Genomic DNA, 13,603 nt, shown 5'->3' on the forward strand with positions numbered 1-13,603 from the left:
CGTATGACCGCGAACCACGCGGTGGTCGTCGGCGGCGGCCTGGCCGGAGTCACCACGGCACTCGAACTGGCCGACGCCGGCCTGTCGGTGACACTGCTCGAAGGCCGGCCCCGCCTGGGCGGCCTCGCGTTCTCGTTCAAGCGCGGCGACCTGACCGTGGACAACGGCCAGCACGTCTACCTGCGCTGCTGCACGGCCTACCGGTGGTTCCTCGACCGCATCGGCGGAGCCGCCCTCGCCCCGGTCCAGGACCGGCTCGACGTGCCCGTCCTCGACGTGGCCCACCCCAAGGGGCCACGGCTAGGCAGGCTGCGCCGCACCGCCCTGCCCGTACCCCTGCACCTGGCCTCGTCGCTCGCCCGCTACCCGCACCTCTCGCTCGCCGAGCGCGCCGCGGTCGGGCGCGCCGCGCTCGCCCTGCGCCGCCTGGACCCGGCCGACCCGGCCCTGGACGGGCTGGACTTCGCGACCTGGCTCGGCCGGTACGGCCAGTCCCGCCGCACCGTCGAGGCCCTGTGGGACCTCGTCGGCATCGCCACCCTCAACGCCACCGCCGAACAGTCCTCCCTGGGCCTGGCCGCGATGGTCTTCAAGACCGGCCTGCTCTCCGAGCCCGGCGCCGCCGACATCGGCTGGGCGCACGTACCCCTCGGCGACCTCCACGACACGCTCGCCCGCAAGGCCCTCGACGCCGCCGGCGTCCGCACCGAGACCCGGGCCCGCGTCACCGGGCTCACCCGCACCCCCGAGGGCGGCTGGCAGATCGCCGCCGAGACCCCGCGCGGGGCCGAAAGCCTCGCCGCGGACACCGTCGTGCTCGCCGTAGCGCAGCGCGAGGCGCACGCACTGCTCCCGCACGGTGCGCTCGACGACCCGGACAAGCTCCTCGACATCGGCACCGCGCCGATCCTCAACGTGCACGTGGTCTACGACCGCAAGGTCCTCAGGCAGCCCTTCTTCGCGGCCCTCGGCTCCCCGGTCCAGTGGGTCTTCGACCGCACCGACACCTCCGGGCTCACCGACGGCGGCCAGTACCTCGCGCTCTCCCAGTCGGCCGCGCAGGACGACATCGACGAGCCCGTCTCCGTCCTGCGGGCCAAGTACCTGCCCGAACTGGAACGGCTGCTGCCGGCCGCGCGCGGCGCGAAGGTCCGCGACTTCTTCGTCACCCGGGAGCGGACAGCGACGTTCGCCCCCACCCCCGGCGTGGGGCGGCTGCGCCCGGCGGCCCGGACCCACGCGCCCGGCCTCTACCTGGCCGGGGCGTGGACCGCCACCGGCTGGCCCGCGACGATGGAGGGCGCCGTCCGCAGCGGAACGACCGCGGCGCACGCCGCGCTCGCCGCACTCGGCCGCCCCCCGCACACACCAGCCCCCTGGCAACGCCGGGAGCACCCCCGGCAGGAGACGGCATGACGATCAGCACGTCTGGCACGACGGTACGTACAGCAACAAGAGGAGAGCCAGTGAACCCGGGGAACCCGGCTGTCGACAACGCGGGGACCGCAACCGGCGCCGCGGGCGCCGAGAAGGCGGACACGCTCGCCCTCCTGGAGCGCGGTCGCGCGCTGTCCGCTCCCGTGCTCCGGGCGGCGGTCGACCGGCTCGCCCCGCCCATGGACACCGTCGCCGCCTACCACTTCGGCTGGATCGACGCCGAGGGCAACCCCTCCTCCGGCGACGGCGGCAAGGCCGTGCGCCCCGCGCTCGCCCTGCTCTCCGCCGAGGCCGCGGGCGCCCCGGCCGAGACCGGCATCCCCGGTGCGGTCGCCGTGGAACTGGTCCACAACTTCTCCCTGCTGCACGACGACCTGATGGACGGAGACGAGCAGCGCCGCCACCGCGACACCGTCTGGAAGGTGCACGGCCCGGCCCAGGCGATCCTCGTCGGCGACGCGCTCTTCGCGCTGGCCAACGAACTCCTGCTGGAGCTCGGCACCGTCGAGGCCGGCCGCGCCACCCGCCGGCTGACCACCGCGACCCGCAAGCTCATCGACGGCCAGGCCCAGGACATCTCGTACGAGCACCGCGAGCGCGTCAGCGTCGAGGAGTGCCTGGAGATGGAGGGCAACAAGACCGGCGCCCTGCTGGCCTGCGCCGTGTCCATCGGCGCGGTGCTGGGCGGTGCCGACGACCGCACGGCCGACAAGCTGGAGGAGTACGGCTACCACCTCGGCCTCGCCTTCCAGGCGATCGACGACCTCCTCGGCATCTGGGGCGACCCCGAGGCCACGGGCAAGCAGACCTGGAGCGACCTGCGCCAGCGCAAGAAGTCCCTGCCGGTGGTCGCCGCGCTCGCCGCGGGCGGACCCGCCTCCGAGCAGCTCGGCCGGCTCCTGGCCGCCGACGCCAAGAGCGCGGACTTCGACAGCTTCTCCGAGGAGGAGTTCGCGGCCCGCGCCGCCCTGATCGAAGAGGCCGGCGGCCGTGACTGGACCGCCGAGGAGGCCCGCCGCCAGCACGCCATCGCCGTCAGGGCGCTCGACGACGTCGACATGCCGCAGCGCGTTCGCGACCAGCTCGTCGCGCTTGCCGACTTTGTGGTGGTCCGCAAGAGATGATCACCGTCTGGAGATGACTCGCGAGACGTCGCCGGCCGGCGCCCACTGCTCTTGAGCACCGGCCGACGTCAGTCCCCAGCACAGCAGAGGACACTGCAGGAAGGGGAAGCAATGACAGCGACGACCGACGGAAGCGCGGGGACTGCGCCCGGCGCCGAAGCGGCCGAGAGTGCGCCGCCGCCCGGCTCCGGGCCGGGTGCGGCGCGGGAGCGGGCCGCGGCCGGCGTGGACGGCGCCGCACCCGGCCCGCCCGGCACGGCAACGGCCGGTACGGGTACGGCGGATGCGGCCGGTGCGCGTGCGAGTGCCGGTGCGAGTGCGTGTGCCCGTACCGGCACCGGCGCGGACACGGCCGGAGCGGTCACTGCCGGTGCCGGCCAGGCCGGTCCCCTGGAGCGGGCCGCCGCCCAAGCCGCCGCGCGGGCCGTCCGCCAGCTGCTCGAGCGCCAGGACGAGGCGGGCTGGTGGAAGGGCGACCTCGAAACCAACGTCACCATGGACGCCGAGGACCTGCTGCTCCGCCAGTTCCTCGGGATCAGGGACGAGGCCACCACCCGGGCCGCCGCCCTCCACATCCGGGGCCGGCAGCGCGAGGACGGCACCTGGGCCACCTTCCACGACGGGCCGCCCGAACTGTCCGCCACCATCGAGGCGTACGTCGCCCTGCGGCTCGCGGGAGACCCGGCCGACGCCCCGCACATGGCCCGCGCGTCCGCCTGGGTCCGGGCCAACGGCGGCATCGCGCAGGCCCGCGTCTTCACCCGGATCTGGCTGGCCCTCTTCGGCTGGTGGCGCTGGGAGGACCTGCCCGAACTCCCGCCCGAGCTCATCTTCCTGCCCTCCTGGGTACCGCTGAACATCTACGACTTCGGCTGCTGGGCCCGGCAGACCATCGTGCCGCTGACCGTCGTCTCCGCGAAGCGCCCGGTCCGCCCGGCGCCCTTCGTCCTCGACGAACTGCACACCGACGCCCGCCGCCCCAACCCCCGCAAGCCGATGGCCTCCGCGCTGACCTGGGACGGCGTCTTCCAGCGCCTCGACCGGGTCATGCACGTCTACCACCGGCTCGCACCGCGGGCCCTGCGCCGGCTCGCGATGAACACGGCCGCCCGCTGGATCGTCGAGCGCCAGGAGAACGACGGCTGCTGGGGCGGGATCCAGCCACCCGCCGTGTACTCCCTGATCGCCCTCCACCTCCTCGGCTACGACCTCGGCCATCCCGTGATGCAGGCCGGACTGGCCTCCCTGGACCGGTTCGCTGTCTGGCGCGAGGACGGATCCCGGATGATCGAGGCGTGCCAGTCACCGGTGTGGGACACCTGCCTCGCCGCCATCGCCCTGGCCGACGCGGGAGTGCGGCCGGACCACCCGGCCCTGGTCAAAGCGGCCGAGTGGATGCTCGCGGAGGAGATCGACCGGCCCGGCGACTGGACGGTGCGCCGGCCCGGGCTCGCGCCCGGCGGCTGGGCCTTCGAATTCCACAACGACAACTACCCCGACATCGACGACACCGCCGAGGTGCTGCTCGCCCTGCGCCGGATCAGGCATCCCGACCGGCCGCGGATGGAGGCCGCCATCGCGCGCGGCGTCTCCTGGACCCTCGGCATGCAGTCCCGCAACGGCGCATGGGGGGCCTTCGACGCCGACAACACCAGCCCGCTCCCCAACCGGCTGCCGTTCTGCGACTTCGGCGAGGTCGTCGACCCGCCCTCCGCCGACGTCACCGCGCACGTCGTGGAGATGCTCGCCGTCGAGGGCCGGGCCGCCGACCCGCGCACCCGGCGCGGCGTCGACTGGCTGCTCGCCGAACAGGAGCCGGGCGGCGCCTGGTTCGGCCGCTGGGGCACCAACTACGTATATGGAACCGGGTCGGTGGTGCCCGCGCTCGTCGCCGCCGGGATCGCCCCCGGGCACCCCGCCGTCCGGCGGGCCGTGACCTGGCTGGAGTCCGTACAGAACGACGACGGGGGCTGGGGCGAGGACCAGCGCTCCTACCACGACCCCGCCTGGGCCGGCCGCGGCGCGTCCACGGCCTCCCAGACCGCCTGGGCACTCCTGGCCCTCCTCGCGGCCGGCGAACGCGACGGCAAGGCCGTCGAGCGGGGCATCGCCCACCTCACGCAGACCCAGCGAGAGGACGGCTCCTGGGACGAGCCGCACTTCACCGGCACCGGCTTCCCCTGGGACTTCTCGATCAACTACCACCTCTACCGGCAGGTCTTCCCGCTGACCGCGCTCGGCCGCTACGTGTACGGCGAGCCGTTCGCGGGCGGGCCGGCCGCGGGCGGAGCGCACTGATGGACACGGGCCGGGACGGCCCCCCGCCGCTGCTGATCGCCTGCGCCCTCGGCATCGAACAGCTCGCCCTGCGCAGCGGCCGCCACCCCGGCCGCGGCGGCCCCGACACGCCCGCCGGGCTGACCGTACTGCGCACCGGCATGGGCCCCAGGGCCGCCGAGCGGGCCGTGACCCGGTCCCTCGGCGAGCCCCGGATGCACGACGCGGCCGTGCTCGCCACCGGCTTCTGTGCCGGACTCGTCCCCGGCATGCACCCCGGCGACCTGGTCGTCGCGCAGGAGACCCTGGACCCCCGGGGCACCACCCCCTGCACCGGAACCGGCCTGCTCGCGCAGGCCCTGGCCCGCGCGGTACCGGGCCGTACCATCCACGTCGGCCCGCTGATCGGATCCGATCACGTGGTGCGCGGACCCGAGCGCGCGCAGCTGCGCGAGACCGGGGCCGTCGCCGTGGACATGGAGTCGGCGGCCACGCTGTGGACCGCCGCCGCCGGGGCGGGCGGGCGTCCGGTTGCGGCCGTCCGGGTGATCGTGGACGCTCCGGAGCATGAGCTCGTCCGAATCGGCACGGTACGCGGTGGAATATCGGCCTTCCGCGTCCTTCGTGCCGTCCTACCTGCTTTCTTCGACTGGCACCGTTCTTTGCTGCTCCCCAGGAGGTGAGCCAGATGGCCATGCCGCTGCGACAGTCCATCAGGGTCGGGACCTATCTCTTCGAACAGAAGCTCCGCAAGCGTGAGAAGTTCCCGCTGATCGTCGAGCTGGAACCGCTCTTCGCCTGCAACCTGAAATGCGAGGGCTGCGGGAAGATCCAGCATCCGGCGGGCGTGCTGAAGCAGCGCATGCCGGTGGCCCAGGCCGTCGGCGCCGTCCTGGAGTCCGGGGCGCCCATGGTGTCCATCGCGGGCGGCGAGCCGCTGATGCACCCGCAGATCCACGAGATCGTCCGCCAGCTCGTGGCCCGCCGGAAGTACGTCTTCCTCTGCACCAACGCCATGCTCCTGCGCAAGAAGATCGAGGACTTCACCCCCTCCCCGTACTTCGCCTTCGCCGTGCACATCGACGGACTGCGCGAGCGGCACGACGAGTCCGTCGCCAAGGAAGGCGTCTTCGACGAGGCCGTGGAGGCCATCAAGGAGGCCAAGCGGCGCGGCTTCCGCGTCACCACCAACTCGACGTTCTTCAACACCGACACCCCGCAGACCATCATCGAGGTCCTGAACTACCTCAACGACGACCTCCAGGTCGACGAGATGATGATCTCGCCCGCGTACGCCTACGAGAAGGCGCCCGACCAGGAGCACTTCCTCGGCGTCGAGCAGACCCGAGACCTCTTCAGGAAGGCCTTCGCGGGCGGCAACCGCCGCCGCTGGCGGCTCAACCACTCCCCGCTCTTCCTGGACTTCCTGGAGGGCAAGGCGGACTTCCCGTGCACCGCGTGGGCGATCCCCAACTACTCCCTGTTCGGCTGGCAGCGCCCCTGCTACCTGATGAGCGACGGCTACGTGCCGACCTACCGCGAGCTCATCGAGGACACCGACTGGAGCAAGTACGGCCGCGGCAAGGACCCGCGCTGCGCCAACTGCATGGCGCACTGCGGATACGAGCCCACCGCCGTCCTCGCCACCATGGGATCGCTCAAGGAGTCCATCCGGGCAGCCCGCGAGACGGTCTCGGGAAACCGCGGCTGACCCCAGCCGACCGGCACAACAGCGCCAACGAGGGGGACCGGCATGCCGATCCTGGAAGGCATCCGGGGACCGCGTGATCTGAAAGCGGTTCCCGGGGAGCGTCTCGATGAACTCGCCGGGGAGATCAGGGAATTCCTGATCCACGCGGTCGCCCGAACCGGAGGGCACCTGGGACCCAATCTCGGCGTCGTGGAACTGACCATCGCCCTGCACCGGGTCTTCGACTCCCCGGTGGACCGAATTCTCTGGGACACCGGACATCAGAGTTATGTGCACAAAATCCTGACCGGCCGGCAGGATTTCTCCAAACTGCGCGGGAAGGGAGGTCTTTCCGGATACCCTTCGCGATCCGAATCCGAGCACGACGTGATCGAGAACTCCCACGCGTCCACCGTGCTCGGCTGGGCGGACGGCCTGGCCAAGGCCCGCGACCTGCGGGGCGGCACCGGCCACGTCGTCGCCGTGACGGGAGACGGCGCGCTGACCGGCGGGATGGCCTGGGAGGCGCTCAACAACATCGCCGCCGCCAAGGACCGCCCGCTCGTCATCGTCGTCAACGACAACGAACGCTCCTACGGACCCACGGTCGGCGGTCTCGCCGACCACCTGGCGACCCTGCGCACCACCGACGGCTACGAGCGCTTCCTCGCCCGCGGCAAGGAGGTGCTGGAGCGCACACCGGTGGTCGGGAAGCCGCTCTACGGGAGCCTGCACGGGGCGAAGAAGGGCTTCAAGGACACCTTCGCACCCCAGGGCATGTTCGAGGACCTGGGCCTGAAGTACCTCGGGCCGGTCGACGGGCACGACATCGGGGCGGTGGAGAGCGCACTGCGCCGGGCCGCGCGGTTCCGCGGCCCCGTCCTCGTGCACTGCATCACCCAGAAGGGCCGCGGCTGCCCGCCCGCGCTCGCCCACGAGGCCGACCGCTTCCACACGGTCGGCACGATCGACCCGTACACCGGGGAACCGCTCTCCCCGCCGTCCGGCCCCTCGTGGACCGAGGTGTTCGGCGCGGAACTGGCCCGGATCGGGGCGGAGCGCCCGGACGTGGTCGCGATCACCGCGGCCATGCTCCACCCCGTCGGGTTCACGGAGTTCGCCGCGCGCTTCCCGGAGCGGGTGTGGGACGTGGGCATCGCCGAACAGCACGCCGTCACCTCGGCGGCCGGCCTGGCCGCCGGCGGGCTGCACCCCGTCGTCGCCGTCTACTCCACCTTCCTCAACCGTGCGTTCGACCAGGTCCTGATGGACGTCGCCCTGCACGGGTGCGGGGTCACCTTCGTCCTCGACCGGGCCGGGATCACCGGCGTGGACGGCGCCTCGCACAACGGCATGTGGGACATGTCCCTGCTCCAGGTGGTCCCCGGCCTGCGGATCGCCGCCCCGCGCGACGCCGGCCAGCTGCGGGCCCAGCTGCGCGAGGCGCTCGGCGTACGGGACGCGCCGACGGTGCTGCGCTTCCCCAAGGAGGCGGCGGGCGAGCCGGTCCCGACCGTCGGCCGGATCGGCGGGATGGACGTACTGCACCGCACCCCCGGACCGCAGGACGTGCTGCTGGTCTCGGCCGGAGCGCTCGCGCCGGTCTGCCTCGGCACGGCCGCCCTGCTCACCGAGCGGGGCATCGGCTGCACGGTGGTCGATCCGCGCTGGGTCAAGCCCGTGGACGAGGCCCTCGCGCCGCTCGCGCGCGGCTTCCGGCTCGTCGCCGTCGTCGAGGACAACAGCCGCAGCGGCGGGGTCGGCTGGGCGGTGGGCCAGGCGCTGCGGGACGCCGGGGCCGACGTACCGCTGCGGACGTACGGGATCCCCGAGAGCTTCCTCGCCCACGGCAAACGCTCCGAGGTGCTCGCGGACATCGGCCTGACGCCGGTGGAGATCGCGGGGCGGATCAGCGAGGCCCTGGCGGGGGCCGAGCGGACGGGGCACCCACCGCAGGTGGGGCGGGCGGGGCCGGGGATGAACGCCGAACTGCGAAACACAGGAGACGAGGAGAAGAGCGCATGACCGACGCAGCCGCAGCCGCAGCCGGATCCGCATCGGCCGCTTCCGGCGGGTTCGACCTCGGGAGGCTGCTCGCCGAGCGCGGCGGGGAGCGGTACGAGCTGCACTCCCGGTACCTCAACCACCAGCTGCCGCGCATGCTGCACACCATCGGCTTCGACAAGGTCTACGTACGGGCCGAAGGCGCGCACTTCTGGGACGACGAGGGCAACGACTACCTCGACATGCTCGCCGGATTCGGGGTGATGGGCCTCGGCCGGCACCACCCGGTGGTGCGCAAGGCGCTCCACGACGTGCTGGACGCCTCCCTCGCGGACCTGACCCGCTTCGACTGCCAGCCGCTGCCCGGCCTGCTCGCCGAACGGCTGCTGGCCCACAGTCCGCACCTGGACCGGGTGTTCTTCGGGAACAGCGGGACCGAAGCCGTCGAGACCGCGCTGAAGTTCGCCCGGTACGCGACCGGCCGGCCGAGGGTCCTCTACTGCACCCACGCCTTCCACGGCCTGACGACGGGCTCCCTCTCGGTCAACGGCGAGAGCGGCTTCCGGGACGGATTCGCCCCGCTGCTGCCGGACACCGCGGTCCCGCTGGGCGACGTCGCCGCGCTGGAACGCGAACTCGGGCGCGGGGACGTGGCGGCCCTGATCGTCGAACCGGTCCAGGGCAAGGGCGTGCACGAGGCTCCGCCCGGATACCTGCGGGCGGCGCAGGAGCTGCTGCACCGCCACAAGGCGCTGCTGATCGCCGACGAGGTGCAGACCGGTCTCGGGCGGACCGGTGACTTCTACGCGTACCAGCACGAAGCGGGCGTGGAGCCGGACCTGGTCTGCGTGGCCAAGGCGCTGTCGGGCGGCTACGTGCCGGTCGGTGCCACCCTGGGCAAGGACTGGATCTTCAAGAAGGTGTACTCGTCGATGGACCGGGTGCTGGTGCACTCGGCGAGCTTCGGGGCGAACGCGCAGGCGATGGCCGCCGGGCTGGCGGTGCTGTCCGTGATGGAGGACGAGGAGACCGTGGCGCGGGCCCGTGCGACGGGCGACCTGCTGAGGGGGCGGCTGGCCGCGCTGGTGGACGAGTACGAGCTGCTGCACGAGGTGCGCGGGCGCGGGCTCATGATCGGGATCGAGTTCGGGCGGCCGTCGTCGCTCGGGCTGCGGAGCCGGTGGACGATGCTCCAGGCGGCCCGGAAGGGCCTGTTCGCGCAGATGGTCGTCGTGCCGCTGCTGCAGAAGCACCGGATCCTGACCCAGGTGTCCGGGGACCACATGGAGGTCATCAAGCTGATTCCGCCGCTGGTCGTCGACGAAAAGGACGTGGACCGCTTCGTCACGGCGTTCCGCGAGGTCATGGACGAGGCGCACGCGGGCGGCGGGCTGATGTGGGACTTCGGCAAGACGCTGGTGAAGCAGGCGGTCGCGAACCGGTGATGCCCGTGGACGGGTGAGGCCGTGGACCGGTGAGGCCGTGAACCGGTCCGGCAGTACCCGGAAGGTCGGTACGGGGTACGGGGCCCGGCCCCGTACCCCGTGGGTGATGAGGGTTACGCGAGCAGCCGGGTGCGCAGCCGCTCCAGGGTCGCGGGCGTGAGCCCGAGGCCGTCCGACAGGTACGGCTCCACGCCGCCCCACCTCTCCTCGATGGCCTCGAACGCCGCGTCCAGATAGGCGGCGCGCGCTTCGAAGAGCGGGCTGAGCAGGGCCGTCACCTCGGGGGAGGGCGGCGCGTCGGGCGTGCCGCTGCGCCTGATCCGGTAGCGGCGGTGGGGGGCGTTCGACTCCAGGTAGTCCGCGGTGATCGCCTCGCGCCCCACGCCGAGCGCGAGCAGGGTCACGGCGACGGAGAGGCCGGCCCGGTCCTTCCCGGCCGCGCAGTGCATCAGCACCGGGACGCTGTCGTCCGCGATCGCGTGGACCACCCGGCTGTGCTCCGCCGTCCGCTCCTTGATCATCTTGCGGTACGAAGCGGACATACGGGCCGCGGCCTTTCCGTCGCCGAGGATTCCGTGGAGCTGTTCGAGGTTGCCGTCGCGGACCATGTTCCAGAACTCGCTGCCGTCGGCGGGGTCGGAGAGCGGGATGTTGACGTTCCGGACGCCGACGAGCTCGACGTCCGGACCCTCCACCGCATGGTCGGCGGCGTTGCGGAAGTCGAAGACGGTGTGCAGTCCGAGCGAGTTGAGGTACTCGGTATCCGTATCGGTGGCATGGGCGAGATGTCCGCTTCGGAAGAGATGCCCCGAACGCACCCGACGTCCGTCCATGGCCGGAAGGCCGCCTACGTCACGGAAGTTGCGCACTCCGGCGAGCTCCGGCTCCAGCGGCGGGGTGTGCGGTATGCGGAGGGTCACGTGAGCTCCCGATGTGTCCGAATTGCACTACTTGGCGTCAAGTTACCGCAGGGATGGGGCAGATGTGCACCCGGCCCGTGAGCAGGATCATACGGTGACCGTGAGTGTCGGCGGTCCGAACGTGAATTGCCTTGTAGGGGCGGCTGTTACACGGCTGCAATGGACGGACAGTGACCGGAATTCCGGCGATCATTCAGCTCGCGGATTCTTTTGGTGAATTCACGGCTTGTTCCGTTCGGCCGAACTCGATTACGGTCACCGCCGAGCCGGGTGGAACGCCGAGTCCTGCCGCCGCCCGGAAACCGCATCCGACCAATACGTGCGGCAGGAGCGGGGGAACCAGGTAAGCCGCCGTACCGGAGAAAGATCCGGAACGGCTTGGGGTGAAGCCCTACGAGTACTCCTCGTACGGCCGGACATCTCCAGTCCGAACCCGACAGCTCACCTCGCAGGCGACGGAGAGGAATTCGCCATGCCCGGAAAGGGTAAGCACCGCCGCCCGAAGAGCAGCCCGATAACGCGCGGCTTCGTCGCCGCGGGGACCGGTGGGGCCGCGCTCGCGCTGCCGCTCATCGGTGCCACCGGCGCCCACGCCGCCGAGAAGGCGGCCGCGCCGACTGCGGCGCAGGCGCAGGTCCGGGCGCAGGCTCAGGCATTCGTTCAGGCGCAGGGGCACGTGCTCGGCGCGGCTTCGGTCGCGGCCAAGGCCGCCCCGGCGACGTACACCGTCGTCGCCGGCGACTACCTCTCCAAGATCGCCGCCGAGCAGGACCTCGACGGTGGCTGGGAGCGTCTGTACGCGGACAACCGGGAGGCGGTCGGCTCGGACCCGTCCCTGATCCACCCGGGCCTGGAGCTGACCCTGGGCGGCAAGGCGAAGGCCGGTGCCCGCGCGGAGGCCAAGCCCGAGGTCAAGCGCGAAGCCAAGGCCAAGGCCAAGGACAGGGGCGAGTCGAAGCGCGAGGGCTGGTCGAAGGGCGAGTCGAAGCGCGAGTCGAAGGCCGAGTCCAAGGTCGATTCGAACGGCGACACCGCCCCGGCGCCGCGCGCGGCGCGGTCCGCCGAACGGTCCGCCGCCGTCGGTTCCTCCTCGGACGGGGCGCAGGGCTCCTCGGAGGCCGTGTCCGGTGCCGGCTTCGTGGCCCCGGTCAACGCCTCCGTCTCCACCTCGTACCGCCTGGGCGGCGCCATGTGGTCCAGCGGCTACCACACGGGTGTCGACTTCTCCGTCGGCTCCGGCACCAGCATCAAGGCGGTCGGCGCGGGCACCGTGGTCTCGGCCGGCTGGGCCGGTGCGTACGGCAACGAGGTCATCATCCGCCACGCGGACGGCCGCTACTCGCAGTACGCCCACCTCTCTTCGCTGAGCGTCTCCGCGGGCCAGAGCGTCGCGGCCGGCGAGTCGATCGGCCTGTCGGGTTCCACCGGCAACTCGACCGGCCCGCACCTCCACTTCGAGATCCGTACCGGCCCGTCGTACGGCCAGGACATCGACCCGCTCGCCTACCTGCGCTCGCACGGCGTGACCATCTGACCGGTATGAGCGTCGTACGGCCGATGGCCGGAACCCGAGTGGGGTTCCGGCCATCGGCCGTGCGGGGGCCGTATTCCTGGTTGGCCGAAACTGACCGGGTGGTATAGATCACCCTGCGTCAACCCTTGCCTACGGTCGCGTAGGTCACATCCTTCGGTGAAGGATGTGGTCCCGTGGCAGGCGATACAACTCTCATGGCATCCGATGGTGCGTTCCAGGCACCTTGCGCATCCCGCACGTCCGCGGCACCGGTCGGTTCGTACGCGGCCATCGGCGACAGCTTCACCGAAGGCGTCGGCGACCCGGGTCCCGACGGGACCTTCGTGGGCTGGGCGGACCGGCTCGCGGTGCTGCTCGCCGACCGCAGGGACGAGCACGACTTCCGGTACGCGAACCTCGCCGTGCGCGGCCGGCTCCTCGACCAGATCGTGGCGGAGCAGGTGCCCCGGGCCAAGGCGCTCGCGCCCGAGCTCGTCACCTTCTGTGCCGGCGGCAACGACATCATCCGGCCGGGCAGCGACCCCGACGACGTCGCCGAGCGGTTCGAGGCGGCCGTGGCCGACCTCACCGGCGCGGTGGGCACCGTGATGATCACCACCGGCTTCGACACCCGGGGCGTGCCCGTGCTGCGCCACCTGCGCGGCAAGGTGGCCACCTACTCCGCACACGTGCGGGCCATCGCCGACCGCTACGACTGCCCGGTGCTCGACCTGTGGTCGCTCAAGTCCGTCCAGGACCGGCGCGCTTGGGACGACGACCGCCTCCACCTGTCCCCGGAAGGCCACACCCGGGTCGCCCTGCGGGCCGCGCAAGTGCTCGGCATGGAGGTGCCGGCCGACCCGGACCAGCCGTGGCCGCCGCAGGAGCCGCGCGGGTCGGCCGAGGTCACCCGCGACAACATCCAGTGGGCGCGGGAGTACCTGGTGCCGTGGATCGGGCGCCGACTGCGCGGGGAGTCCTCGGGTGATCACGTCGAGGCGAAGCGGCCGGACCTGCTGCCGCTGTAGGGCCGGCTGCCGCTGTAGGGGCCGACTGCCGCTGTAGGGGGCGAAGGAATCCTTCGGGGCGGACACGCGTTGGGATGGGCAGGAAGCAATGCTTCCGCTGGGTGGCAGCGTGCCTATCGTGCCTATCGTGCTGTGTGAGGGGTTGCACGCGCCCCGGTGTCGATG

At 72.1% G+C, this 13,603-nt stretch carries 10 protein-coding genes and 1 riboswitch; of the genes, 9 read left to right on the forward strand and 1 reads right to left on the reverse strand.

The features are described 5' to 3' along the window. Positions 1-3: 3 nt before the first annotated feature. The 7 genes from hpnE (at position 4) to ACZ7H1_RS00610 (ending at position 9,977) form a co-directional block, all read left to right on the forward strand. Positions 4-1,416, forward strand: coding sequence for a hydroxysqualene dehydroxylase HpnE (gene hpnE / locus ACZ7H1_RS00580; RefSeq protein WP_470782465.1), 1,413 nt, complete (start codon positions 4-6; stop codon positions 1,414-1,416). A 50-nt stretch (positions 1,417-1,466) separates the two neighbouring features. After that, positions 1,467-2,561 (forward strand): polyprenyl synthetase family protein, encoded by a 1,095-nt coding sequence (locus ACZ7H1_RS00585; protein ID WP_470782467.1) that lies wholly within the window; start codon positions 1,467-1,469, stop codon positions 2,559-2,561. Positions 2,562-2,672: 111 nt separating this feature from the next. Further along, positions 2,673-4,859 (forward strand): squalene--hopene cyclase, encoded by a 2,187-nt coding sequence (gene shc / locus ACZ7H1_RS00590; RefSeq protein ID WP_470782468.1) that lies wholly within the window; start codon positions 2,673-2,675, stop codon positions 4,857-4,859. Beyond that, complete coding sequence (locus ACZ7H1_RS00595; RefSeq protein ID WP_470782470.1) at positions 4,859-5,521, forward strand: phosphorylase family protein; 663 nt, start codon at positions 4,859-4,861, stop codon at positions 5,519-5,521. Before shc ends, ACZ7H1_RS00595 begins: the two co-directional genes overlap by 1 nt. A gap of 5 nt (positions 5,522-5,526) precedes the next feature. Further along, positions 5,527-6,549, forward strand: coding sequence for an adenosyl-hopene transferase HpnH (hpnH, locus tag ACZ7H1_RS00600; protein ID WP_470782471.1), 1,023 nt, complete (start codon positions 5,527-5,529; stop codon positions 6,547-6,549). A 42-nt stretch (positions 6,550-6,591) separates the two neighbouring features. After that, positions 6,592-8,553 (forward strand): 1-deoxy-D-xylulose-5-phosphate synthase, encoded by a 1,962-nt coding sequence (gene dxs, locus ACZ7H1_RS00605; protein WP_470782472.1) that lies wholly within the window; start codon positions 6,592-6,594, stop codon positions 8,551-8,553. Further along, the gene (locus tag ACZ7H1_RS00610; RefSeq protein WP_470782473.1) at positions 8,550-9,977 is read left to right on the forward strand and encodes an aspartate aminotransferase family protein; all 1,428 of its coding nucleotides are present in this window, start codon (positions 8,550-8,552) and stop codon (positions 9,975-9,977) included. Before dxs ends, ACZ7H1_RS00610 begins: the two co-directional genes overlap by 4 nt. 113 nt (positions 9,978-10,090) lie before the next feature. On the opposite strand, the gene ACZ7H1_RS00615 is transcribed toward ACZ7H1_RS00610, so the two are convergent. Next, positions 10,091-10,897 carry a tyrosine-protein phosphatase gene (locus ACZ7H1_RS00615; RefSeq protein WP_470782475.1) on the reverse strand — a complete coding sequence of 269 codons (807 nt, stop codon included), beginning with the start codon at positions 10,895-10,897 and terminating at the stop codon, positions 10,091-10,093. A gap of 299 nt (positions 10,898-11,196) precedes the next feature. Continuing rightward, a riboswitch (cyclic di-AMP (ydaO/yuaA leader) is annotated at positions 11,197-11,367 on the forward strand. 2 nt (positions 11,368-11,369) lie between these two features. Here ACZ7H1_RS00615 and ACZ7H1_RS00620 point away from each other — a divergent pair. Together ACZ7H1_RS00620 and ACZ7H1_RS00625 are read left to right on the forward strand one after the other, a co-directional pair. After that, complete coding sequence (locus ACZ7H1_RS00620; RefSeq protein ID WP_470782477.1) at positions 11,370-12,431, forward strand: M23 family metallopeptidase; 1,062 nt, start codon at positions 11,370-11,372, stop codon at positions 12,429-12,431. Between the two features lie 194 nt (positions 12,432-12,625). Continuing rightward, entirely contained in the window at positions 12,626-13,438 is an 813-nt protein-coding gene (locus ACZ7H1_RS00625) for an SGNH/GDSL hydrolase family protein (protein WP_470782478.1), read from the forward strand. The last annotated feature ends 165 nt before the right edge of the window (positions 13,439-13,603 follow it).

The sequence above is a fragment of the Streptomyces sp. NPDC037401 genome, assembly GCF_055602345.1.